The sequence below is a fragment of the Geobacillus zalihae genome (assembly GCF_030414215.1).
Lineage (GTDB): Bacteria > Bacillota > Bacilli > Bacillales > Anoxybacillaceae > Geobacillus > Geobacillus zalihae.
In genome coordinates, this window is sequence record NZ_CP129217.1 from 85,338 (window position 1) to 109,740 (window position 24,403).

The 24,403-nt window shown below is 53.5% G+C and carries 19 protein-coding genes, 8 tRNA genes, 4 rRNA genes and 1 other annotated feature; all 31 genes read left to right on the top strand.

Annotated elements, in window-relative coordinates; all coding sequences use genetic code 11:
• Positions 1 to 9: 9 nt before the first annotated feature.
• A 5S ribosomal RNA gene (gene rrf / locus QWV57_RS00435) occupies positions 10 to 126 on the top strand.
• 8 nt (positions 127 to 134) lie between these two features.
• Positions 135 to 210, top strand: a tRNA-Val gene (locus tag QWV57_RS00440).
• 520 nt (positions 211 to 730) lie between these two features.
• Positions 731 to 806 (top strand) — tRNA-Lys (locus QWV57_RS00445).
• 10 nt (positions 807 to 816) lie between these two features.
• Positions 817 to 901 (top strand) — tRNA-Leu (locus tag QWV57_RS00450).
• 11 nt (positions 902 to 912) lie between these two features.
• A tRNA-Gly gene (locus QWV57_RS00455) sits at positions 913 to 987 on the top strand.
• 16 nt (positions 988 to 1,003) lie between these two features.
• Positions 1,004 to 1,089 (top strand) — tRNA-Leu (locus QWV57_RS00460).
• Between the two features lie 3 nt (positions 1,090 to 1,092).
• Positions 1,093 to 1,166: transfer RNA gene (locus QWV57_RS00465), tRNA-Arg, on the top strand.
• 4 nt (positions 1,167 to 1,170) lie between these two features.
• Positions 1,171 to 1,244, top strand: a tRNA-Pro gene (locus tag QWV57_RS00470).
• Between the two features lie 12 nt (positions 1,245 to 1,256).
• A tRNA-Ala gene (locus QWV57_RS00475) sits at positions 1,257 to 1,329 on the top strand.
• A gap of 346 nt (positions 1,330 to 1,675) precedes the next feature.
• Positions 1,676 to 3,233 (top strand): 16S ribosomal RNA (locus QWV57_RS00480).
• Positions 3,234 to 3,675: 442 nt separating this feature from the next.
• Positions 3,676 to 6,605, top strand: a 23S ribosomal RNA gene (locus QWV57_RS00485).
• Between the two features lie 474 nt (positions 6,606 to 7,079).
• Positions 7,080 to 7,196 (top strand): 5S ribosomal RNA (gene rrf, locus QWV57_RS00490).
• Together the 16S, 23S and 5S rRNA genes with 8 tRNA genes alongside form the textbook arrangement of a ribosomal RNA operon.
• Positions 7,197 to 7,460: 264 nt before the next feature.
• On the top strand, positions 7,461 to 7,922 hold the full coding sequence (gene ctsR, locus QWV57_RS00495) for a transcriptional regulator CtsR (RefSeq protein WP_011229590.1): 462 nt from the start codon (positions 7,461 to 7,463) through the stop codon (positions 7,920 to 7,922).
• A gap of 15 nt (positions 7,923 to 7,937) precedes the next feature.
• Positions 7,938 to 8,486, top strand: a complete 549-nt coding sequence (mcsA, locus tag QWV57_RS00500) for a protein-arginine kinase activator protein McsA (protein WP_011229591.1) — start codon at positions 7,938 to 7,940, stop codon at positions 8,484 to 8,486.
• 5 nt (positions 8,487 to 8,491) lie between these two features.
• Positions 8,492 to 9,583 (top strand): protein-arginine kinase McsB, encoded by a 1,092-nt coding sequence (gene mcsB, locus QWV57_RS00505; protein WP_011229592.1) that lies wholly within the window; start codon positions 8,492 to 8,494, stop codon positions 9,581 to 9,583.
• Entirely contained in the window at positions 9,580 to 12,012 is a 2,433-nt protein-coding gene (gene clpC, locus QWV57_RS00510) for an ATP-dependent protease ATP-binding subunit ClpC (RefSeq protein WP_011229593.1), read from the top strand. Before mcsB ends, clpC begins: the two co-directional genes overlap by 4 nt.
• Before the next feature lie 77 nt (positions 12,013 to 12,089).
• On the top strand, positions 12,090 to 13,463 hold the full coding sequence (gene radA, locus QWV57_RS00515; RefSeq protein ID WP_015373719.1) for a DNA repair protein RadA: 1,374 nt from the start codon (positions 12,090 to 12,092) through the stop codon (positions 13,461 to 13,463).
• A 308-nt stretch (positions 13,464 to 13,771) separates the two neighbouring features.
• Positions 13,772 to 14,866: a PIN/TRAM domain-containing protein gene (locus QWV57_RS00520; protein ID WP_012820471.1), complete on the top strand. Its 1,095-nt coding sequence runs from the start codon at positions 13,772 to 13,774 to the stop codon at positions 14,864 to 14,866.
• Between the two features lie 21 nt (positions 14,867 to 14,887).
• Positions 14,888 to 15,574, top strand: a complete 687-nt coding sequence (gene ispD / locus QWV57_RS00525) for a 2-C-methyl-D-erythritol 4-phosphate cytidylyltransferase (RefSeq protein ID WP_015373720.1) — start codon at positions 14,888 to 14,890, stop codon at positions 15,572 to 15,574.
• A 14-nt stretch (positions 15,575 to 15,588) separates the two neighbouring features.
• Entirely contained in the window at positions 15,589 to 16,065 is a 477-nt protein-coding gene (gene ispF, locus QWV57_RS00530) for a 2-C-methyl-D-erythritol 2,4-cyclodiphosphate synthase (protein WP_013143976.1), read from the top strand.
• A 203-nt stretch (positions 16,066 to 16,268) separates the two neighbouring features.
• Positions 16,269 to 17,741 carry a glutamate--tRNA ligase gene (gene gltX / locus QWV57_RS00535; RefSeq protein ID WP_033005073.1) on the top strand — a complete coding sequence of 491 codons (1,473 nt, stop codon included), beginning with the start codon at positions 16,269 to 16,271 and terminating at the stop codon, positions 17,739 to 17,741.
• A 72-nt stretch (positions 17,742 to 17,813) separates the two neighbouring features.
• Positions 17,814 to 18,049, top strand: a binding site (T-box leader).
• Between the two features lie 24 nt (positions 18,050 to 18,073).
• Positions 18,074 to 18,784 carry a serine O-acetyltransferase gene (cysE, locus tag QWV57_RS00540; protein ID WP_235048601.1) on the top strand — a complete coding sequence of 237 codons (711 nt, stop codon included), beginning with the start codon at positions 18,074 to 18,076 and terminating at the stop codon, positions 18,782 to 18,784.
• A complete protein-coding gene (cysS, locus tag QWV57_RS00545) occupies positions 18,762 to 20,162 on the top strand; it encodes a cysteine--tRNA ligase (protein ID WP_014194590.1) in 1,401 nt (466 codons plus the stop codon). The genes cysE and cysS overlap by 23 nt, the downstream gene beginning before the upstream one ends.
• 6 nt (positions 20,163 to 20,168) lie before the next feature.
• Entirely contained in the window at positions 20,169 to 20,594 is a 426-nt protein-coding gene (locus QWV57_RS00550) for a Mini-ribonuclease 3 (protein ID WP_060788770.1), read from the top strand.
• Complete coding sequence (rlmB, locus tag QWV57_RS00555; RefSeq protein ID WP_011229602.1) at positions 20,594 to 21,331, top strand: 23S rRNA (guanosine(2251)-2'-O)-methyltransferase RlmB; 738 nt, start codon at positions 20,594 to 20,596, stop codon at positions 21,329 to 21,331. Before QWV57_RS00550 ends, rlmB begins: the two co-directional genes overlap by 1 nt.
• Before the next feature lie 3 nt (positions 21,332 to 21,334).
• Positions 21,335 to 21,847 carry an NYN domain-containing protein gene (locus QWV57_RS00560; RefSeq protein ID WP_012820478.1) on the top strand — a complete coding sequence of 171 codons (513 nt, stop codon included), beginning with the start codon at positions 21,335 to 21,337 and terminating at the stop codon, positions 21,845 to 21,847.
• A gap of 36 nt (positions 21,848 to 21,883) precedes the next feature.
• Positions 21,884 to 22,567 (top strand): RNA polymerase sporulation sigma factor SigH, encoded by a 684-nt coding sequence (gene sigH, locus QWV57_RS00565; RefSeq protein ID WP_013143979.1) that lies wholly within the window; start codon positions 21,884 to 21,886, stop codon positions 22,565 to 22,567.
• 93 nt (positions 22,568 to 22,660) lie between these two features.
• Positions 22,661 to 22,810, top strand: a complete 150-nt coding sequence (gene rpmG / locus QWV57_RS00570; RefSeq protein WP_012820480.1) for a 50S ribosomal protein L33 — start codon at positions 22,661 to 22,663, stop codon at positions 22,808 to 22,810.
• Positions 22,811 to 22,850: 40 nt separating this feature from the next.
• Positions 22,851 to 23,033, top strand: coding sequence for a preprotein translocase subunit SecE (gene secE / locus QWV57_RS00575; protein ID WP_012820481.1), 183 nt, complete (start codon positions 22,851 to 22,853; stop codon positions 23,031 to 23,033).
• A gap of 112 nt (positions 23,034 to 23,145) precedes the next feature.
• The gene (gene nusG, locus QWV57_RS00580) at positions 23,146 to 23,679 is read left to right on the top strand and encodes a transcription termination/antitermination protein NusG (RefSeq protein ID WP_012820482.1); all 534 of its coding nucleotides are present in this window, start codon (positions 23,146 to 23,148) and stop codon (positions 23,677 to 23,679) included.
• Positions 23,680 to 23,913: 234 nt separating this feature from the next.
• A complete protein-coding gene (gene rplK / locus QWV57_RS00585) occupies positions 23,914 to 24,339 on the top strand; it encodes a 50S ribosomal protein L11 (RefSeq protein WP_011229608.1) in 426 nt (141 codons plus the stop codon).
• Positions 24,340 to 24,403 lie beyond the last annotated feature (64 nt).

Sequence of the window (24,403 nt, forward strand, 5' to 3'; positions counted from 1 at the left end):
TGTTGATTGTCTAGTGATGATAGCGGAGGGGAAACACCCGTTCCCATCCCGAACACGGAAGTTAAGCCCTCCAGCGCCGATGGTAGTTGGGGCCAGCGCCCCTGCAAGAGTAGGTCGTCGCTAGGCAATCTTGTGGAGGATTAGCTCAGCTGGGAGAGCACTTGCCTTACAAGCAAGGGGTCGGCGGTTCGATCCCGTCATCCTCCACCACTTATATTATATCTATATATAAGTACTATGAGCCATTAGCTCAGTAACGAGCGATGCATCTTTGAATTGGCTGCGAGCTGCCTCGACGCATTTGACTTTCTCGAATAAGCTTGTAGAGGAAGAGGCAGGTAGAGCAACGAGCTTTGCATCATTGAGTTTGCTGCGAGTTGTCCCGACGCATCCGACATCTTCGAATATGCTAGCAGAGGAAGGGACATCGTTCACTGTGAGTGTATACTTGACTATGAGCCATTAGCTCAGTAACGAGCGTTGCATCTTCGAGTTTGCTTCGAGTTACCTCGACGCACTTGGCATCTTTGAATCGGCTGGGAGAGGAAGAGGCAGGTAGAGTGAAACGAAGCTGTAGAGTGTTATCCTAACCATGAGCCATTAGCTCAGTAGGTAGAGCAACGAGCGAAGCATCTTCGGATTTGCTTCGAGTTGTCCCGACGCATCCGACATCTTCGAATATGCTAGCAGAGGAAGGGACATCGTTCACTGTGAGTGTATACTTGACTATGAGCCATTAGCTCAGTAGGTAGAGCATCTGACTTTTAATCAGAGGGTCGGAGGTTCGAGTCCTCCATGGCTCACCACAATTGATTTGCGGGTGTGGCGGAATTGGCAGACGCGCTAGATTCAGGGTCTAGTGCCCTTTACGGGCGTGGGGGTTCGAGTCCCTTCACCCGCATGTTGATTCGAGCGGAAGTAGTTCAGCGGTAGAACACCACCTTGCCAAGGTGGGGGTCGCGGGTTCGAGTCCCGTCTTCCGCTCCATTTATTTGCCCATTTAGCCGGGGTGGCGGAATTGGCAGACGCACAGGACTTAAAATCCTGGGGTAGGTCACTACCGTGCCGGTTCGAGTCCGGCCCTCGGCACTTGCGCTCGTAGCTCAATTGGATAGAGCATCTGACTACGGATCAGAAGGTTAGGGGTTCGAATCCTCTCGAGCGCGTTGGCGGGAAGTAGCTCAGTTTGGCAGAGCACATGGTTTGGGACCATGGGGTCGCAGGTTCAAATCCTGTCTTCCCGATAGCGGATATATGGGGCCTTAGCTCAGCTGGGAGAGCGCCTGCTTTGCACGCAGGAGGTCATCGGTTCGATCCCGATAGGCTCCACTGTTGCTTTATGTCTGTGCCTGCCGCTTGCAAGGGAATTTGAAGACGTGAGGTTCCTCGGTAGGATTACAGAGAAGCAAACGAAAGTAGCAACCTTGTGTCCTGCAAGTGAATGGAGAGAAGCGAGATTCTTCGACGAAAACCAGCAGAGAAGTTGTTTCAATGCAGCAACTTTGCGCCTGTGTCTTCTAGTGAATTCGGGGGAATTGGGTTCCTCGACGCAAGACTGCAACGAAGCAAGTTCAAGAAGAGGTCTCGTTCCTTGAAAACTGAACGAAACGAAGCGCGACGAAAAGCGGAGGCCGCTTTGGCCGAAGCTGGACAATCCGAAAAGTCAATCAACTTTCTTTTGGAGAGTTTGATCCTGGCTCAGGACGAACGCTGGCGGCGTGCCTAATACATGCAAGTCGAGCGGACCAAATCGGAGCTTGCTCTGGTTTGGTCAGCGGCGGACGGGTGAGTAACACGTGGGCAACCTGCCCGCAAGACCGGGATAACTCCGGGAAACCGGAGCTAATACCGGATAACACCGAAGACCGCATGGTCTTTGGTTGAAAGGCGGCCTTTGGCTGTCACTTGCGGATGGGCCCGCGGCGCATTAGCTAGTTGGTGAGGTAACGGCTCACCAAGGCGACGATGCGTAGCCGGCCTGAGAGGGTGACCGGCCACACTGGGACTGAGACACGGCCCAGACTCCTACGGGAGGCAGCAGTAGGGAATCTTCCGCAATGGGCGAAAGCCTGACGGAGCGACGCCGCGTGAGCGAAGAAGGCCTTCGGGTCGTAAAGCTCTGTTGTGAGGGACGAAGGGGCGCCGTTCGAAGAGGGCGGCGCGGTGACGGTACCTCACGAGAAAGCCCCGGCTAACTACGTGCCAGCAGCCGCGGTAATACGTAGGGGGCGAGCGTTGTCCGGAATTATTGGGCGTAAAGCGCGCGCAGGCGGTCCCTTAAGTCTGATGTGAAAGCCCACGGCTCAACCGTGGAGGGTCATTGGAAACTGGGGGACTTGAGTGCAGGAGAGGAGAGCGGAATTCCACGTGTAGCGGTGAAATGCGTAGAGATGTGGAGGAACACCAGTGGCGAAGGCGGCTCTCTGGCCTGCAACTGACGCTGAGGCGCGAAAGCGTGGGGAGCAAACAGGATTAGATACCCTGGTAGTCCACGCCGTAAACGATGAGTGCTAAGTGTTAGAGGGGTCACACCCTTTAGTGCTGCAGCTAACGCGATAAGCACTCCGCCTGGGGAGTACGGCCGCAAGGCTGAAACTCAAAGGAATTGACGGGGGCCCGCACAAGCGGTGGAGCATGTGGTTTAATTCGAAGCAACGCGAAGAACCTTACCAGGTCTTGACATCCCCTGACAACCCAAGAGATTGGGCGTTCCCCCTTCGGGGGGACAGGGTGACAGGTGGTGCATGGTTGTCGTCAGCTCGTGTCGTGAGATGTTGGGTTAAGTCCCGCAACGAGCGCAACCCTCGCCTCTAGTTGCCAGCACGAAGGTGGGCACTCTAGAGGGACTGCCGGCGACAAGTCGGAGGAAGGTGGGGATGACGTCAAATCATCATGCCCCTTATGACCTGGGCTACACACGTGCTACAATGGGCGGTACAAAGGGCTGCGAACCCGCGAGGGGGAGCGAATCCCAAAAAGCCGCTCTCAGTTCGGATTGCAGGCTGCAACTCGCCTGCATGAAGCCGGAATCGCTAGTAATCGCGGATCAGCATGCCGCGGTGAATACGTTCCCGGGCCTTGTACACACCGCCCGTCACACCACGAGAGCTTGCAACACCCGAAGTCGGTGAGGCAACCCGCAAGGGAGCCAGCCGCCGAAGGTGGGGCAAGTGATTGGGGTGAAGTCGTAACAAGGTAGCCGTACCGGAAGGTGCGGCTGGATCACCTCCTTTCTAAGGAGAAAAGCGGAGGTCGCCCGCCTATCGGCGAGGTGCGCTGGAGGGCCTGCGAGCGGGCTTAGCCCGCCGCAGCAGGACCGAAGCGTCGCGAGCCGATGGCGGCCGGAGCTAGACAATCCGAAAAGCGGAGGCCGCAATGGCCAACTGTCGATACACAGCGCTTTCGTTTCGTTCGGTTTTGAGGGAATGAGAAATTCCTTCAAAAGCGCCTGTGCCTGCGTCTGCTAGCAGGTTCAGGGAAGCAAGATTCCTCGGCACAAGACTGCAGAGAAGTGAATTCAATGAAGTAGTCTCGTTTGCGTCTGCGTCTACAAGCGGATTCGGAGAAGCCGAATTCCTCGACGCAAACCAGCGAAGAAGCAGGTTCAAGGCAGCAACTTCGTTCCTTGAAAACTAGATAACCGGAAAAGCAAAGGAAGAAGCCGAGAGCGCAATAGGTTAAGCTAGAAAGGGCGCACGGTGGATGCCTTGGCACTAGGAGCCGATGAAGGACGGGGCAAACGCCGAAACGCTTCGGGGAGCTGTAAGCAAGCGTTGATCCGGAGATGTCCGAATGGGGGAACCCACTGTCCGTAATGGGGCAGTATCCATGCCTGAATCCATAGGGCATGGAGGGCACACCCGGGGAACTGAAACATCTTAGTACCCGGAGGAGAAGAAAGCAAACGCGATTCCCTGAGTAGCGGCGAGCGAAACGGGAACAGCCCAAACCAAGAGGCGTGTCCTCTTGGGGTTGTAGGACCGCTCACGATGGGAGTAAGAAAGGGACGGGGTAGACGAACCGGTCTGGAACGGCCGGCCAGAGAAGGTGAGAGCCCTGTAGTCGAAACTTCGTTCCCTCCCGAGCGGATCCTGAGTACGGCGGGACACGAGGAATCCCGTCGGAAGCAGGGAGGACCATCTCCCAAGGCTAAATACTCCCTAGTGACCGATAGTGCACCAGTACCGTGAGGGAAAGGTGAAAAGCACCCCGGGAGGGGAGTGAAAGAGAACCTGAAACCGTGTGCCTACAAGTAGTCAGAGCCCGTTGATGGGTGATGGCGTGCCTTTTGTAGAATGAACCGGCGAGTGACGATGGCGTGCGAGGTTAAGCCGGAGAGGCGGAGCCGCAGCGAAAGCGAGTCTGAACAGGGCGTGTGAGTACGTCGTCGTCGACCCGAAACCAGGTGATCTACCCATGTCCAGGGTGAAGGCCGGGTAACACCGGCTGGAGGCCCGAACCCACGCACGTTGAAAAGTGCGGGGATGAGGTGTGGGTAGGGGTGAAATGCCAATCGAACTTGGAGATAGCTGGTTCTCCCCGAAATAGCTTTAGGGCTAGCCTCGGGTTTAGGAGTCTTGGAGGTAGAGCACTGATTGGGCTAGGGGCCCAAACCGGGTTACCGAACCCAGTCAAACTCCGAATGCCAATGACTTATGCCCGGGAGTCAGACTGCGAGTGATAAGATCCGTGGTCGAGAGGGGAACAGCCCAGACCGCCAGCTAAGGCCCCGAAGTGCACGTTCAGTGGAAAAGGATGTGGAGTTGCAAAGACAACCAGGATGTTGGCTTAGAAGCAGCCACCATTTAAAGAGTGCGTAATAGCTCACTGGTCGAGTGACTCTGCGCCGAAAATGTACCGGGGCTAAACGTGCCGCCGAAGCTGCGGGATGACCGTTGGTCATCGGTAGGGGAGCGTTCTAAGGGCAGAGAAGCCAGACCGGAAGGACTGGTGGAGCGCTTAGAAGTGAGAATGCCGGTATGAGTAGCGAAAACAGAGGTGAGAATCCTCTGCGCCGAAAGCCTAAGGGTTCCTGAGGAAGGTTCGTCCGCTCAGGGTTAGTCGGGACCTAAGCCGAGGCCGAAAGGCGTAGGTGATGGACAACAGGTTGAGATTCCTGTACCACCTTCTTCCCGTTTGAGCGATGGGGGGACGCAGGAGGATAGGGCGAGCAGGCGGCTGGAAGAGCCTGTCCAAGCCGTGAGGCTGATCCGCAGGCAAATCCGCGGATCATAAGGCCAAGCGGTGACGGCGACGGAGTGATCCGGAAGTCCCCGATTTCACACTGCCAAGAAAAGCCTCTAGCGAGGGAAGAGGTGCCCGTACCGCAAACCGACACAGGTAGGCGAGGAGAGAATCCTAAGGCGCGCGGGAGAACTCTCGTTAAGGAACTCGGCAAAATGACCCCGTAACTTCGGGAGAAGGGGTGCTCTTTGGGGTGAAGAGCCCTGAAGAGCCGCAGTGAAAAGGCCCAAGCGACTGTTTATCAAAAACACAGGTCTCTGCGAAGCCGAAAGGCGACGTATAGGGGCTGACACCTGCCCGGTGCTGGAAGGTTAAGGGGAGCGCTTAGCGGAAGCGAAGGTGCGAACCGAAGCCCCAGTAAACGGCGGCCGTAACTATAACGGTCCTAAGGTAGCGAAATTCCTTGTCGGGTAAGTTCCGACCCGCACGAAAGGTGTAACGACTTGGGCGCTGTCTCAACGAGAGACCCGGTGAAATTATACTACCTGTGAAGATGCAGGTTACCCGCGACAGGACGGAAAGACCCCGTGGAGCTTTACTGCAGCCTGATATGGAATTTTGGTATCGCTTGTACAGGATAGGTGGGAGCCTGGGAAGCCGGAGCGCCAGCTTCGGTGGAGGCGGCGGTGGGATACCACCCTGGCGGTATTGAAATTCTAACCCGCACCCCTTAACGGGGTGGGAGACAGTGTCAGGTGGGCAGTTTGACTGGGGCGGTCGCCTCCCAAAAGGTAACGGAGGCGCCCAAAGGTTCCCTCAGAATGGTTGGAAATCATTCGGAGAGTGCAAAGGCACAAGGGAGCTTGACTGCGAGACGGACAGGTCGAGCAGGGACGAAAGTCGGGCTTAGTGATCCGGTGGTTCCGCATGGAAGGGCCATCGCTCAACGGATAAAAGCTACCCCGGGGATAACAGGCTGATCTCCCCCAAGAGTCCACATCGACGGGGAGGTTTGGCACCTCGATGTCGGCTCATCGCATCCTGGGGCTGTAGTCGGTCCCAAGGGTTGGGCTGTTCGCCCATTAAAGCGGTACGCGAGCTGGGTTCAGAACGTCGTGAGACAGTTCGGTCCCTATCCGTCGCGGGCGGAGGAAATTTGAGAGGAGCTGTCCTTAGTACGAGAGGACCGGGATGGACGCACCGCTGGTGTACCAGTTGTCCCGCCAGGGGCACCGCTGGGTAGCTATGTGCGGACGGGATAAGCGCTGAAAGCATCTAAGCGTGAAGCCCCCCTCAAGATGAGATTTCCCACCGCGTTAGGCGGGTAAGATCCCTCGAAGATGACGAGGTCGATAGGTCCGAGGTGGAAGCGTGGCGACACGTGGAGCTGACGGATACTAATCGATCGAGGGCTTAACCTAGTGAGAAAAGTGAAAGCGCCGCGATTAGCTCTCGAAGCCAAATGTTCTTCACCCGCAGGGGTGCTTGCACCCCGAGGGGGAAGGTTATTTGGCAGAAGAGAGCTAGGCGCTGGAACTGGACAGCAAGAAAAGTGGAGGCCGCCCGCTTATCGGCGAGGTGCGCTGGAGGGCCTGCGAGGAGGCTGTCGCCGCCGCAGCAGGACCGAAGCGTCGCGAGCCGATGGCGGCCGGAACTAGACAGTGAAAAGCGCAGGCGAGCGGGTCGCCGCGACGGGCAAATGTTCTTCGCCTGCAGGGATGTTCACATCCCGAAGGCGAAGGTTATTTGACCCCGAGCGGCGGCGAGCCGGAGCTGGACAATGCGAAAAGCGCAGGCGAGCGGCTTCTTCCTGAGCACGGTTATCTAGTTTTGAGGGAATGAAAAAGTCTTGACAACAGGTCAACTTTCCTTATAATAAGACTTGTCCATTGTTGCCTAGTGGCTATGGCGGAGGGGAAACACCCGTTCCCATCCCGAACACGGAAGTTAAGCCCTCCAGCGCCGATGGTAGTTGGGGCCAGCGCCCCTGCAAGAGTAGGTCGCTGCTAGGCAAAATGGAAAGCACGTCTTTTCTTTCCTTGGAAGAAAAGGCGTGCTTTTTCATTTATTCGGCTGCTTGACGTTTTATTGTCCAGAAAAACGGATATTCTATAGTTAGTTTTCCTTCTTTGGTCACTCTTGAAATTTTCCGTAATACATTGTATAGTAAGAGTAAGGTCAAATATAGTCAAAGTCAACGAATAGGCAGTGGGGTGTCCTTGTCAGCGGACGGCCCATCGCCAGGCAGCTTGGTTGTAAGGAAGGTGGTAGGTAGAGTGCCGAACATTTCCGACATCATTGAGCAATATTTAAAGCAAGTGCTCAATATGAGCGACCAAGATATCGTTGAAATTAAACGAAGCGAAATCGCTAATAAATTCCAATGTGTTCCGTCGCAGATCAACTATGTCATCAATACGAGGTTTACCCTTGAAAGAGGGTACATCGTCGAAAGCAAGCGCGGTGGCGGTGGGTATATCCGCATTATGAAAGTGAAGACAAAGAGTGAAGCACAGCTTATTGACCAGCTGCTCGAGCTTGTCGGCCACCGCATCAGCCAATCGAATGCTGAAGATGTGGTAAAACGTCTCGTTGAAGAAAAGGTAATTTCGGAGCGGGAAGCGAAAATTATGTTAAGCGCTATGGATCGTTCTGTTTTATATATCGATTTGCCCGAGCGGGACGAACTGCGGGCCCGCATGTTAAAAGCGATGCTGACGTCGCTGAAATACAAATAGGGGGAGGGGGAGGCATTGATTTGCCAAGAATGCAAGCAGCGGCCGGCCACGATGCACTTTACAAAAATTGTAAACGGAGAGAAAACGGAGTTCCATCTTTGCGAGCAATGCGCCAGAGAGCATGGCCATATGTTTACGTTCTACGGCAATGATGATTTTTCACTCAACAACTTGTTGGCGGGGCTTCTTAACTTTCAAGCGCCGATGAAAGAGATGACGGCGAACGCGTTTCCGAACCCGGATGTACTTCAATGTGAGACGTGCCAAATGACATACCATCAATTCACACAAATCGGGCGGTTCGGCTGCGCTAACTGCTACCGGACGTTTGCACGCTACTTGCCGCCGATTTTGAAACGGCTCCATAGCGGCAATACCGCTCATTCAGGAAAAATTCCGAAGCGAAAAGGCGGCGTTCTCCATTTGCGCAAGCAACTTGCTATGTTGAAACAAAAGCTTCAGGAGCTCGTCGCTCGTGAGGAATTCGAGCGGGCGGCCGAGGTGCGCGACCAAATCCGCTCGTTGGAGGATGAACTGCGTCGACGCGGAGAGGGGGATATGTAAGCGGTATGTCGTTCGAGAAGTTTTTCAATACGGCGGTCAGCGCGTGGATGAGCCAAGAGGGGCCGGATTCGGACATCGTCTTAAGCAGTCGCATCCGACTGGCGCGCAACATCGTTGACTTTCGTTTTCCAACGCTGTTTAGCAGTGAAGAAGCGATGCAAATCGTCGCGTTGTTTGAACGGACGTTCGCCCATCGTTCTTACGGAGGGGCAGGCCGCTTCGAGTTGTTGAAAATGTCGGAGCTTCAGCCGATTGAAAAACGGGTATTGGTAGAAAAACACTTAATTAGTCCGCATCTGGCTGAGGATTCGCCGTTTGGCGCTTGTCTGCTTTCGGAAAATGAAGAAATCAGCATCATGATCAACGAGGAGGATCATATCCGCATCCAATGCCTATTCCCGGGGTTGCAGCTTGCTGAGGCTCTCGAGGCGGCGAGCGAATTGGACGATTGGATTGAAGGGTATGTCAACTATGCCTTTGACGAGCGGCTTGGTTATTTAACGAGCTGCCCGACCAATGTCGGGACGGGATTGCGGGCTTCGGTGATGATGCATCTTCCGGCGCTTGTGCTGACGCAACAAATTAACCGTATTATTCCTGCCATCAACCAGCTTGGGCTTGTTGTCCGTGGAACATACGGTGAAGGGAGTGAAGCGTTGGGAAATATATTCCAAATTTCCAACCAGATCACGCTTGGGAAATCGGAGGAAGACATTGTTGCTGATTTGCATACGATCGTTCAGCAGCTGATCGCCCAAGAAAGAGCGGCTCGTCAGGCATTAGTGAAAACTTTGGGCATACAATTAGAAGACAAGGTGTTCCGTTCATACGGCATACTGGCCAACTGCCGCGTCATCGAATCGAAAGAAGCGGCGCAATGTCTGTCCGATGTTCGCTTAGGGATTGATCTAGGATATATCAAGAACATCTCGCGCAACATTTTAAATGAGCTGATGATTTTGACGCAGCCGGGATTTTTGCAGCAATATGCCGGCGGGGCGCTTCGCCCTGAAGAACGGGACGTCCGCCGCGCGGCGCTGATCCGGGAGCGTTTAAAGATGGAGGAACGAAGAAAGATGGAGGGTGATGAACGATGATGTTTGGCAGATTTACGGAACGGGCGCAAAAAGTGCTGGCGCTGGCGCAGGAAGAAGCCATTCGCCTCGGCCATAACAATATCGGCACAGAACATATTTTGCTCGGCCTCATCCGCGAGGGCGAGGGGATCGCGGCTAAGGCGCTCATGGCGCTTGGGCTCGGCCCAGATAAAATTCAAAAAGAAGTCGAATCGCTCATCGGCCGTGGCAGTGAAGTGTCGCATACGATCCACTATACACCGCGGGCGAAAAAAGTCATTGAGCTGTCGATGGATGAAGCGCGGAAGCTCGGCCATTCATACGTCGGCACAGAACATATTTTGCTTGGATTGATCCGCGAAGGCGAAGGGGTGGCCGCCCGCGTGCTGAACAACTTGGGAGTAAGCTTGAACAAAGCGCGCCAGCAAGTGTTGCAGCTGCTCGGCAGCAATGAGTCGATGTCAGGCCATGGCGGCGGCGCGTCGCATGTGAGCACTCCGACGCTTGACAGCCTCGCCCGTGATTTGACAGCGATTGCCCGCGAAGGACGGCTGGACCCGGTCATCGGCCGCAGTAAAGAAATTCAGCGCGTCATTGAAGTATTAAGCCGGCGGACGAAAAATAATCCGGTGTTGATCGGCGAGCCGGGCGTTGGGAAAACGGCCATTGCTGAAGGGTTAGCCCAACAAATCGTCAATAACGAAGTGCCGGAAACGCTGCGCGACAAGCGGGTCATGACGCTCGATATGGGGACGGTCGTCGCCGGAACGAAATACCGGGGGGAATTTGAAGACCGGCTGAAAAAAGTGATGGATGAAATTCGTCAAGCGGGCAACATCATCTTGTTCATCGATGAGTTGCATACATTAATTGGCGCCGGTGGGGCAGAAGGAGCGATCGACGCGTCGAACATCTTGAAACCGGCGTTGGCGCGCGGGGAGCTTCAATGCATCGGCGCGACAACGCTCGATGAATACCGGAAATATATTGAAAAAGACGCCGCGCTTGAACGCCGCTTTCAGCCGATTTACGTTGATGAACCGACAGTGGAAGAATCGATCCAAATTTTAAAAGGGTTGCGCGATCGGTATGAAGCGCACCACCGCGTTTCGATTTCCGACGAGGCGATCGTGCAAGCCGTCAAATTGTCCGACCGCTACATTACCGACCGTTTCTTGCCGGATAAGGCGATCGATTTGATCGACGAGGCTTGCTCGAAAGTGCGCCTTCGTTCGTTCACCGCACCGCCGAAATTGAAAGAACTTGAACAAAAGCTCGAGGAAGTGCGGAAAGAAAAAGACGCGGCCGTGCAAAGCCAAGAATTTGAAAAAGCAGCATCGCTGCGCGATATGGAACAGCGGCTGCGCGAAGAACTGGAGGAAACGAAACGTGCGTGGAAAGAAAAACAAGGCCAAGAAAATTTGGAAGTGACGGTCGAAGACATCGCCGCGGTCGTCTCGAGTTGGACCGGCATTCCAGTATCGAAGCTCGCTGAGACGGAAACGGAGCGGCTGCTCAAGCTGGAAGAAATTTTGCATTCGCGTGTCGTCGGCCAAGACGAGGCGGTCAAAGCGGTCGCCAAAGCGGTGCGCCGCGCCCGTGCTGGCCTGAAAGACCCGAAACGCCCGATCGGTTCGTTCATTTTCCTTGGTCCGACCGGCGTTGGGAAAACGGAGTTGGCCCGAGCCTTGGCAGAAGCGATGTTTGGCGATGAAGACGCCCTCATTCGCATCGATATGTCCGAGTATATGGAAAAACACTCGACATCGCGGCTCATCGGGTCGCCGCCGGGGTATGTCGGTTATGAAGAAGGCGGCCAGCTGACGGAAAAAGTGCGCCGCAAGCCGTATTCGGTTGTCCTGTTAGATGAGATGGAAAAAGCGCATCCGGACGTGTTCAATATTTTGCTGCAAGTGTTGGAAGATGGGCGGCTGACTGACTCGAAAGGGCGGACGGTCGACTTCCGCAACACGATCATCATCATGACGTCCAACGTCGGCGCCGATGCGCTGAAACGGAATAAGTACGTTGGCTTCAACATTCAAGACGGGAACCAGCAATACAAAGATATGAAAAGCAAAGTGATGGATGAGCTGAAAAAAGCATTCCGTCCAGAGTTTTTAAACCGGATCGACGAAATCATCGTCTTCCATTCGCTCGAAAAAGACCATCTGAAACAAATCGTCCGATTGATGGCCGATACGCTCGTGAAGCGGCTGAAAGAGCAAGACATTGATCTTGAGCTGACGGAGGCCGCCATTGAGAAAATCGCCGCCGAAGGGTTCGATCCAGAATACGGTGCCCGTCCGCTGCGCCGCGCCTTGCAAAAGCATGTTGAAGACCGTTTGTCCGAAGAATTGTTAAAAGGCACGATCGCCAAAGGGCAAAAAGTCGTCGTGGATGTCAAAGACGGGGAGTTTGTCGTATTGTCGAAACAGGCGGTCGTGTGAGGGAAGAAAAGGCATGCGGCAGCTTCCTGCCCATGCCTTTTTTTCGTTGGAAAACGTTACAGAAAGGGTTAAGATCGATGGCGAAGAAGAAAACGAAGTTCGTTTGCCAAGAGTGTGGATATGAGTCGGCCAAATGGCTTGGACGCTGTCCGGGATGCCAAACATGGAATTCGTTTGTTGAGGAAATGGAGCAGGAGAAACCGACTGTGCGCGGCGCATTTCTTCATTCGGAGCGGGCGGGTTCGGCCAAACCGGTCCCGATTACAGCCGTGGAGGCGGTGCAAGAGCCGCGCATGAAAACGAACAGCGCGGAGCTCGATCGCGTGTTGGGCGGTGGAATCGTCAAAGGTTCGCTCGTTTTGATCGGCGGCGACCCTGGCATTGGCAAATCAACGTTGCTTTTGCAAACATCGGCGCAGCTGGCCGCCGCTGGGCATCAAGTGCTGTATGTCTCCGGTGAGGAATCGGTCAAACAAGTAAAGCTGCGCGCTGGACGCCTTCGTGCGGAGTGCGATCGGCTGTACGTGTTGGCGGAAGCAGATTTGGAATACATTGTGGCAGCGGTTGAAACGGTTCAACCTGCTTGTGTCATCATTGATTCGATTCAGACGGTGTATCGCACCGATATTTCCTCTGCACCGGGCAGCGTCGCCCAAGTGCGCGAATGCACGGCCGAGCTGATGAAGCTGGCGAAAACAAAAGGCATTGCCATTTTTATCGTCGGTCATGTGACGAAGGAAGGGGCGATCGCCGGGCCGCGCCTGCTCGAACATATGGTGGACACCGTTCTCTATTTTGAAGGGGAGCGACACCATACGTATCGCATTTTGCGAGCGGTGAAAAACCGTTTTGGCTCAACGAACGAAATCGGCATTTTTGAGATGCGCGACATTGGGCTGAAGGAAGTGGAAAACCCATCAGAAGTGTTTTTAGAAGAACGGTCGCGCGGAGCGGCTGGCTCGACGGTCGTGGCGGCGATGGAAGGGACGCGGCCGGTGCTCGTGGAAATCCAGGCGCTCGTCTCGCCGACGAGCTTCGGCAACCCGAGACGGATGGCAACCGGCCTTGACCATAACCGTGTGTCGCTTTTGATGGCCGTGCTCGAAAAGCGGGTTGGGCTGCTGTTGCAAAACCAAGATGCTTATTTGAAAGTGGCGGGCGGCGTGAAGCTTGATGAGCCGGCAATTGACTTGGCGGTCGCTGTCAGCATCGCCTCGAGCTTTCGCGATCGGCCGACGAATCCGGCGGATGTCATTATCGGCGAAGTCGGCTTAACTGGAGAGGTGCGCCGCGTCTCGCGCATCGAACAGCGCGTGCAGGAGGCGGTAAAATTAGGCTTTTCCCGCATCATTGTGCCAAAAAACAATTTAGCTGGCTGGCAGCCGCCAAAAGGTGTGCAAGTGATCGGTGTTTCGCATGTGGCCGAGGCGCTTGAGCATACAATGTGTTAATCGCTCTTTCACCTGCGCAACCCGGTTCTTCGCGCCCAAGGGGATATGAGCGATCAAAAATTCATCGCCTCTTCATTCTTAAGTGTTTAAGCAGAGGCATAAACAGCCTAAAAGGATTGAACCTTTTCGCTCTGATGTACGTAAAAAATAGTAGGGTGATCCGAAACAACTATGGCGTTTGGCCGGCGTTTTTCGCTATTGTTACAAGCAGATGTCGAATGTTCAAAAACGATTAAAAATTGTCTTCCAATTGGTTTCAAACATTGGAAACTGTTTATAATGTTAAATAGGGAGGTGAAGATGGGCTGATGGTCAAACGCATTGTGCAATTATTTTTCCTCGCCGTGGGCGGAACGTTAGGCGCCATGTTTTTTCCTGACTTGCTTAAGCTGATGAATGTGAGCGGCATGCCGCTTCTCAATAATTCTTATACGCTTGCGGTGCTGGGGGCAGTCGTTTTCTTTTTGTTGACGTTTTGGCTTGTCGATTATGTGGTCGACATGATTCGCTGGGTGGAGGAAACGCTCGTGAAGGCGCCGGCCGCCGACGTGCTGTTTGGCAGTCTCGGGCTGATTTTCGGTCTTATTATCGCGTTTTTCGTTGTCATGCCGTTGCAGTCGTTTCACATTCAAGTGTTGAATACGGTGTTGCCGATTTTTTTGACGGTGTTGCTTGGCTACTTAGGGTTTCGCGTCGGTTTAAAGAAACGGAATGAGTTGATGAACTTATTTTCCTTGTCCAACCGCATGGCGAAGAAAAAAGGTGGAGAAGCGGAAAACGAACCGTCAAAGGGCGGTGCTGTGAAAATTTTGGATACGAGCGTCATCATCGACGGGCGGATCGCAGACATTTGCCAAACCGGGTTTTTGGAAGGGCCGCTTGTCATTCCGCGGTTTGTGCTCGAAGAATTGCAGCATATCGCCGATTCGTCCGATGTGCTGAAGCGGAACCGCGGCCGCCGCGGCTTGGATATTTTGAACCGCATCCAAAAAGAAATGGCGATGAAAGTGGAAATCCATGAAGCGGATTTCAGCGACGTCCAGGAAGTCGACAGCAAACTCGTCAAGCTGGCGAAGCAACTTCAAGGCGTTGTCGTGACGAACGATTTCAATTTAAACAAAGTATGTGAGCTGCAAAACGTGCGTGTTTTGAATATCAACGATTTAGCGAATGCCGTCAAACCGGTCGTGCTGCCAGGCGAGGAGCTGAACGTACACGTCATTAAAGATGGGAAGGAGCATAACCAAGGCGTGGCCTATTTGGACGACGGGACGATGATCGTCGTCGAAGATGGCAAAGAATATATCGGCAAACGGGTTGACGTTTTAGTCACCAGCGTGTTACAAACATCTGCGGGGAGAATGATTTTTGCCAAATTGAAACTGCTGCAAAAAGCGTTGTAAAACGAATAGGGGAAACGGCCAATGAATTACGAAGCGATTGTCTTGGCGGCCGGGCGGGGAAAGCGGATGAACGCCGGCATGAACAAGCAATTCCTTGAGCTTGGCGGTGAGCCGCTCATCGTTCGGACGCTGAACGTGTTTGAGCGCGATGAGCGGTGCACCCGCATCGTGCTCGTCGTCAACCCAGCCGAGCGAAGCCGATTTGAGCAGCTGCTCGCCCGCTTTCGCATTCGAAAAGTCGCCGCGCTTACCGACGGCGGCGAGGAGCGGCAGCATAGCGTCTACAACGGATTGCAGGCGCTCGCGGGGGAGGAGATTGTTCTCATCCATGACGGCGCCCGCCCATTTGTCCGCGTCCATCATTTGCACGAGCTCGTGAACGCCGCTGTTCAGTACGGGGCGGCGATCCCGGCAGTGCGGGTGAAAGATACGATCAAAAAAGCGAACGGTTTGTTTGTCGAACAGACGATTGATCGTTCCAGCTTGTGGGCGGTGCAGACGCCACAAGCTTTTCGTCTGTCTTTGATCATGGAAGCGCACGAAGCGGCGAAACAGGCTGGCTATCTCGGCACGGATGACGCCAGCCTTGTGGAGCGAATCGGCAAGCCGGTGAAGATCATTGAAGGGGATTATCGCAATATTAAGCTGACGACGCCGGAGGACCTTTTGTTTGCTGAGGCGATTTTGGCAAGCCGGATGGCCGAATAGATGGGGGTGGAGAGATGTTTCGCATTGGACAAGGGTTTGACGTCCATCAGCTTGTTGAAGGGCGTCCGCTGATCATTGGCGGCGTCACCATTCCGTATGAAAAGGGGCTGCTCGGCCACTCAGATGCCGACGTGCTGCTTCATGCGGTGGCGGACGCATGCCTTGGGGCGATCGGCGCCGGCGATATCGGCCGGCATTTTCCGGACACAGATCCGCGCTTTAAAGATGCCGACTCGGCTGAGCTGTTGGCGCACGTATGGGCGCTCGCTCGGCAGGAAGGGTATAGGCTCGTGAACGCCGACTGCACGATCATCGCACAAAAGCCGAAGATGGCGCCGTATATTGAAGAAATGAGGGCGGTGATCGCTCGGTTGCTGGAAGCCGAGCGCTCGCAAGTCAATGTGAAGGCAACGACGACGGAGAAGCTTGGATTCACTGGGCGGGAGGAAGGCATTGCCGCCCAGGCGGTCGTCTTGCTGCAAAAAAGCTAATGGAGCGGCCTTTGGCAACATCATTTGGGAAGGCCTCGTTCCCTTAATACATAAGCGCTTTGTTCGCCGTCCTGGCTAGGAGGTGTAAAGGGGGGGCGTCGGCGGCGTGGTGCGGCTTAGGCGAGAGCTGTCTGTTTTGAACTTTGCCGCGATAAACGGTACAATAATAGCACAAGCTTTGATGGAAGTGGAGGGTTTGGATGATGGCAAAAGAGGTGCGCGTGCGCTATGCGCCGAGCCCAACCGGCCATTTGCATATCGGCGGGGCGCGGACAGCGCTGTTTAACTATTTGTTTGCCCGCCATCACGGTGGAAAAATGATCGTCCGCATCGAGGATACAGATATTGAACGGAACGTCGAAGGCGGCGAAAAGTCGCAGCTCGAAAACTTAAAATGGCTCGGCATTGATTATGATGAATCGATTGATCAAGATGGCGGCTACGGGCCGTACCGGCAAACGGAGCGGCTCGATATTTACCGAAAATATGTGAATGAATTGCTTGAGCAAGGGCATGCGTACAAATGTTTTTGCACGCCGGAAGAGCTCGAGCGCGAGCGGGAGGCGCAGCGGGCGGCCGGCATCGCCGCTCCGCAGTACAGCGGCAAATGCCGCCATTTGACGCCGGAGCAGGTCGCGGAGCTCGAGGCGCAAGGGAAGCCGTATACGATCCGCCTGAAGGTGCCGGAAGGGAAAAAGTACGAATTTTACGATTTAGTGCGCGGCAAAGTGGTGTTTGAATCGAAAGATGTCGGCGGCGATTGGGTGATTGTCAAGGCGAATGGCATTCCGACATACAATTTCGCTGTTGTCATCGACGACCATTTAATGGAAATCAGCCATGTGTTTCGCGGTGAGGAACATTTGTCCAATACGCCGAAGCAGCTCATGGTATACGAGTACTTCGGCTGGGAGCCGCCGCAGTTCGCGCACTTGACGTTGATCGTCAACGAGCAGCGGAAAAAGCTGTCTAAGCGCGATGAATCCATCATTCAGTTCGTCTCGCAATACAAAGAACTTGGCTATTTGCCGGAAGCGATGTTCAACTTTTTCGCTTTGCTTGGCTGGTCGCCGGAAGGAGAGGAAGAAATTTTTACGAAAGACGAACTGATCCGCATGTTCGATGTCTCCCGGCTGTCAAAATCGCCGTCCATGTTTGATACGAAAAAGCTGACATGGATGAACAACCAATATATCAAAAAGCTTGATCTTGACCGGCTTGTCGAGCTGGCCTTGCCGCATTTAGTGAAAGCCGGGCGCCTGCCGGCGGATATGACGGACGAACAGCGGCAATGGGCGCGCGATTTAATTGCTTTGTATCAAGAGCAAATGAGCTACGGTGCGGAGATCGTCCCGCTGTCTGAGCTGTTCTTTAAAGAAGAAATCGACTACGAGGACGAGGCGCGTCAAGTGCTTGCTGAAGAGCAAGTGCCGGCTGTGCTTTCCACCTTCCTTGAGAGCGTGCGTGAGCTTGAGCCGTTTACGGCAGACGAGATTAAAGCGGCCATTAAAGCGGTGCAAAAGGCGACCGGGCAAAAAGGGAAAAAGTTGTTTATGCCGATCCGCGCGGCGGTGACGGGACAAACGCACGGACCGGAGCTGCCGTTTGCCATTCAGTTGCTCGGCAAAGAAAAAGTGATCGAGCGGCTGGAGCGGGCGTTGCAAGAAAAATTTTAATCGGCCTCTATGCACGTTTGCATGATGGATGTGGTATAATAATATAAAATTTCGATGGAACAAGTGCATAAAGAAAAAGCGTTGACGAGGAGAAGTAGGAAGCATCGGCATCCCAGAGAGAGCCGCCTTGGCTGGAAGCGGCTTATGTTCGGTGCTGTCTGAAGTGCGCCTCGGAGTCTCCTTTCGAACCGGAACAGAGACGTTCTGCAGTAGAGGGGAGCGGAGCATCTCCGTTATCGGAATCGAGTGAGCGAAACGGCGCCCCGTTTCGCTAAACAGAGTGGAACCGCGCCAAAAGCGTCTCTGTGTCTTCGGCACAGGGACGCTTTTTTATTCAAGACAACTTAGAGGGATGGAGGGAGGACATGATGTTTAAAACGTTAAAAGAGGATATTGAGGTCATTTTTGAGCAAGACCCGGCGGCGAGAAGCTATTTGGAAGTCATTTTAACATATTCCGGCCTGCATGCCATCTGGGCGCATCGGATCGCCCATGCGCTTTACAAGCGGAAATTTTACTTTCTTGCCCGCTTGATTTCGCAAATCAGCCGCTTTTTCACTGGCATTGAAATCCATCCGGGCGCGAAAATCGGCCGCCGCTTTTTCATCGACCACGGCATGGGCGTGGTGATCGGCGAAACGTGCGAAATCGGCGACAATGTCACCGTCTATCAAGGGGTCACATTAGGCGGGACAGGGAAAGAAAAAGGGAAGCGGCACCCGACGATCAAAGACAACTGTTTGATCGCTGCCGGCGCAAAAGTGCTCGGTTCGATTACGATCGGGGAAAACTCGAAAATCGGCGCTGGGTCGGTCGTGTTAAAAGACGTACCGCCCAATTCGACCGTCGTTGGCATTCCGGGCCGCGTCGTTGTGCGCGACGGGGTGAAAGTGAAGAAAGATTTAAACCATACCGACCTTCCTGACCCGATCGCCGACCGGTTTCGGGAGCTTGAAGAGGAAATCGCCCGGCTGAAAAGCGAGCTTGAGGCATTGAAACAACAAGAAAGGAAGAACGAGTATGAGCAGCATCCGGCTTTATAATACGCTGACGCGAAAAAAAGAACCGTTTGAGCCGCTGGAACCGAATAAAGTGAAAATGTATGTGTGCGGCCCGACCGTCTATAATTATATTCACATCGGCAATGCTCGGGCCGCCATCGTTTTTGACACGATCCGCCGCTATTTGGAGTTCCGCGGCTATGATGTGACGTATGTATCGAACTTTACCGATGTTGATGACAAGTTGATCAAAGCGGCCCGCGAGCTCGGCGAGAGCGTGCCGGCGATCGCTGAGCGGTTTATTGAGGCGTATTTTGAAGACATTCAGGCGCTTGGCTGCAAAAAAGCGGACATCCATCCGCGGGTGACCGAAAACATTGATACGATTATCGAATTCATTCAGGCGCTCATTGACAAAGGATATGCCTACGAAGTCGACGGCGACGTGTATTACCGGACGCGCAAGTTCCGCGAATACGGCAAGCTGTCTCATCAATCGATCGATGAGCTGCAAGCTGGGGCGCGCATCGAAATTGGAGAGAAAAAAGACGATCCACTTGATTTCGCCCTTTGGAAAGCAGCGAAGGAAGGAGAAATTTGTTGGGACAGTCCATGGGGGAAAGGGCGGCCTGGTTGGCATATCGAATGCTCGGCGATGGCGCGCAAATATTTGGGCGATACGATCGATATCCACGCCGGCGGCCAGGACTTGACATTCCCGCACCATGAAAACGAAATCGCCCAGTCAGAGGCGCTGACCGGCAAACCGTTCGCGAAATATTGGTTGCACAATGGGTATTTAAATATTAACAACGAAAAAATGTCGAAGTCGCTTGGCAATTTCGTGCTCGTTCACGATATCATCCGGGAGATCGACCCGCAAGTGCTGCGTTTTTTCATGCTGTCGGTGCATTACCGCCATCCGATCAACTACAGCGAGGAACTGCTTGAGAGTGCGCGGCGCGGACTCGAGCGCCTGAAGACGGCGTATGGCAATTTGCAGCATCGCCTGCAGGCAAGCACGAACTTAACGGACAATGACGAGGAATGGGTTTCGCGCATTGCCGACATCCGCGCCTCGTTCATCCGTGAAATGGACGACGATTTCAACACGGCGAACGGCATTGCCGTATTGTTTGAACTGGCGAAGCAGGCTAACTTGTACTTGCAGGAAAAAACGACATCCGAGAAGGTCATTCACGCGTTTTTGCGCGAGTTCGAACAGCTGGCGGACGTACTTGGACTCACCTTGAAGCAGGATGAGCTGCTTGATGAGGAAATCGAGGCGTTGATCCAAAAGCGCAATGAAGCGCGGAAAAACCGCGATTTTGCGCTGGCCGACCGCATTCGCGACGAGTTGAGAGCGAAAAACATTATTTTGGAAGACACGCCGCAAGGAACGAGATGGAAACGGGGATAGCACGCGATGATGGCGGAGTTTGAAATGGTCAACGATGTGAAGCAGTTAAATGGACTGGCGCTTGCCTATATTGGCGACGCCGTGTACGAGGTGTATGTGCGACGCCATTTGCTTGCTGGCGGCAGCGTGCGGCCGCATGAGCTGCATCGGCGGGCGGTCCGCTATGTGTCGGCGCGGGCGCAAGCGCAAGTGATTTTGGCGTTGCTTGACGAGGGCGTCCTGACCGAGGAGGAAAAGGACATCGTCCGCCGCGGCCGCAATGCCAAATCAGGCACAATCCCGAAAAATACGGATGTACAAACATACCGGCATAGCACGGCCTTTGAGGCGCTCATCGGTTATCATTTTTTGGTTAATAATGAAAAGCGGGTTGATGAGCTGATCGGCCGTTCGTTTGCCATTATTGAAAGGGAAGAAAGGGCGTTGGAATGATGGACTACATTATCGGCAAAAATCCGGTCATTGAAGCGCTCAAAGCCGGGCGCGACATCAATAAAATTTGGATCGCGGAAGGGGCGCAGCGCCATACCGTCGAACCTGTGCTTGAATGGGCAAAGCGGCGGGGCGTGCTCGTCCAATATGTCCCGAAGCGCAAGCTTGATCAGATGGCTGAAGGAGCTCATCAAGGGGTGATCGCTCAGGCGGCGGCTTACCGCTACTATGAAATCGATGACTTGTTCGCTCGCGCCGCCGAGCGGGGCGAGGCGCCGTTTTTTCTCATCTTGGACGAGCTTGAGGATCCGCATAATTTAGGGGCCATCATGCGCACCGCTGATGCGGTCGGGGCGCACGGCCTCATTATCCCGAAGCGGCGTTCGGTCGGGCTGACCCAAACGGTGGCGAAGGCGTCGACCGGGGCGATTGAGCACGTTCCGGTCGCGCGTGTGACAAACTTGGCGCGGACGATTGACGAGCTGAAAGAGCGCGGAGTGTGGGTAGCCGGAACGGATGCATCGGCTCAAGACGACTACCGCTCGCTCGATGGCACGATGCCGTTGGCGCTCGTCATCGGGAGCGAAGGAAAAGGGATCAGCCGCCTAGTGCTTGAAAAGTGCGATTTCTTGTTCCGGTTGCCGATGCGCGGCCATGTCACCTCACTCAATGCCTCTGTCGCCGCCAGCCTGCTCATGTACGAGGTGTACCGGAAGCGGTATCCGTTGGGAGAATAGCGAATGAACATTTTGATTGTCGACGGCTATAACATCATCGGAGCGTGGCCGGAGCTGCGCCGGCTGAAAGAAGAGGGCGATCTGGCAGCGGCAAGGGATTTATTGATTGAAAAAATGGCTGACTACAAAGGATTCACCGGGGACCATGTCGTGATCGTATTCGATGCCCACCTCGTGCAAGGAAACGAGAAAAAGTATAAACATTACGACGTCGATGTCATTTTTACAAAGGAACATGAGACGGCCGATGAGCGAATTGAACGGTTGGCGAAAACATTGATGAATGCGCGCACAAAAGTGTATGTCGCTACCTCCGACTACACCGAACAATGGACGGTGTTCGGCCAAGGCGCCCTGCGCAAGTCGGCGCGCGAGCTATTGGATGAAGTCGAGACGGTTGAGCGGGACATTTCCCAAAAAGTAAAAGCGATGCGGCAGCGCACTCCGATCTCCAAAGTTCCGCTAAATGATAGAATTGCTGAAATTTTTGAAAAATGGCGAAGAGGAGAAAAATGAGCGGTTGACGCTGTAAAAATTTGTCCTGTATAATACATGTTAGCGATTGATGCGGTCGGGGGGATCAGCGTGGGGGAATGCTTGAAAGCAATGAAAGGGAAAGATTATCATCAGCTGGACGATGAGCAGCTTGTTGCGCTCGTTCACGAAGGGGATGGGGAAGCACTTGATTTTTTAATCCATAAATATCAAAACTTTGTGCGCGCCAAAGCTCGCTCCTATTTTTTAGTCGGAGCTGATCGGGAAGATATCGTGCAGGAAGGAATGATCGGTCTGTATAAGGCCGTCCGTGATTTTAAGGGGGACAAGCTTTCCTCATTTAAAGCGTTTGCAGAACTTTGCATCACAAGGCAAATGATTACCGCGATTAAAACGGCGACCCGCCAAAAGCATATTCCGCTCAACTCTTACGTTTCCTTGGATAAGCCGATTTATGACGATGAATCTGACCGGACGCTGATGGATGTGTTGTCCGGCACGCAGGTGACGGACCCGGAACAATTGATTGTCAACCGCGAGGAAGTCGATGATATTGAACTAAAGATGGCGGAACTGCTCAGCGACCTCGAGCGGAAAGTGCTCGCTTTGTATTTGGATGGACGCTCATACCAGGAAATTTCCGAAGAGCTGAACCGCCATGTCAAGTCGATCGACAACGCGTTGCAACGCGTCAAGCGGAAGCTCGAGAAATATTTGGAATACCGCGAGATCAGTTTGTAGGCATCGTGCCGCCGCATCAAAAGATGTCATTGACAGCGAAACAGCCAATATGATAAATTTTTATGGACATCTCGAAGGAACGGTGGAATGCTGATGCGCCAAAAAGTGACGCTGGCTTGCGCGCAGTGCGGAAGCCGAAACTATACGGCAGCAAAACAAATACGTCGCCTTGGTGAGCGCCTTATGGCCAACAAGTTTTGCTCAACATGCAACAAGCATACAATCCATCGTGAAACGAAATAGACGGTGGAGATAGTTTTGAACGATGATGGAGGTACGAGTGATGCAGCGAGTAATCAACTTTTTAAAAGAAGTCGTACGCGAGCTGAAAAAAGTGAGTTGGCCAAACCGGAAGGAGTTAGTGAACTACACGGCGGTCGTGTTGGCCACGGTGGCGTTTTTCACCGTCTTTTTTGCCGTTGTGGACCTCGGCATTTCTGAGTTGATTCGCCTCGTGTTTGAATAAGCGGACGAAGGATATGTTATAATGAAAGATAATCGTGCGCGTATGGAACCCGGCAACGGGTTTTTGTTTTGCGCAAAAAATAAAACGAAAACCGCCTTGGGGAGGCTTGTTGATGGAGAAAAACTGGTATGTTGTCCATACATATTCGGGATATGAAAACAAAGTGAAAGCCAATTTGGAAAAACGCGTCGAATCGATGGGAATGCAAGATAAAATTTTTCGCGTCGTCGTTCCGGAAGAGACGGAGACGGACGTCAAAAACGGAAAACGGAAAACGACGAAAAAGAAAGTGTTCCCTGGCTATGTGCTCGTTGAGATGGTCATGACGGATGACTCATGGTATGTCGTGCGCAACACGCCGGGCGTCACTGGATTTGTCGGCTCAAGCGGAGCTGGTTCGAAACCGACGCCGCTTATGGAGGAAGAAGTAAAAATGATCTTGAAGCGGATGGGCATGCCGCTTGCCGAGGTTGACGTAGACTATGAGGTAAATGAAACGGTGCGGATCAAAGAAGGTCCGTTTGCGAACTTTACAGGGAAAATTGAAGCGATTGACCCGGATAAACATAAAGTGAAGCTGCTTGTCGATATGTTTGGGCGTGAAACACGGGTGGAGCTTGAGTTTTCGCAAATAGAAAAAATCTAATGGATAAAGAACTTGCAATTGATAGGGAAAAGTGATACTATTTTAAAGTCAGTATGTCTCTTAAACGGAGACATATGGCGGTGAACTTATACACTTGTATAAGGGAGCCGTTTTGTTTTTACGCTGATCCTCTCAACTGAACGGGAGATAGGAAAACGGCTCAGTAGACCGGAGCCGGATGAGTGGGAGGGGCAATCCCTAATACCACATCACGGACTTAAGGAGGTGTGTCTCGTGGCGAAAAAAGTAATCAAGGTCGTCAAACTGCAAATTCCTGCAGGGAAAGCGAATCCGGCGCCGCCAGTAGGTCCTGCGTTGGGTCAAGCCGGTGTCAATATTATGGCGTTTTGCAAAGAGTTTAATGCCCGCACGGCGGACCAAGCAGGGTTGATCATTCCGGTTGAAATTACGGTTTTTGAAGACCGTTCATTTACATTCATCACGAAAACGCCGCCAGCCGCTGTATTGCTGAAAAAAGCGGCGGGCATTGAATCGGGCTCCGGCGAACCGAACCGCAACAAAGTGGCGACAATTAAACGCGACAAAGTGCGTGAGATCGCTGAGCTGAAAATGCCGGATTTGAATGCGGCGAGCATTGAGGCGGCCATGCGCATGATCGAAGGCACGGCCCGCAGCATGGGCATTGTGATTGAAGACTAAAGCCGGTGCGTCGTTTGTAGGGGAGGTTGCGTCATTGGGCAACCTCTCTCTCCATGAACAAAAA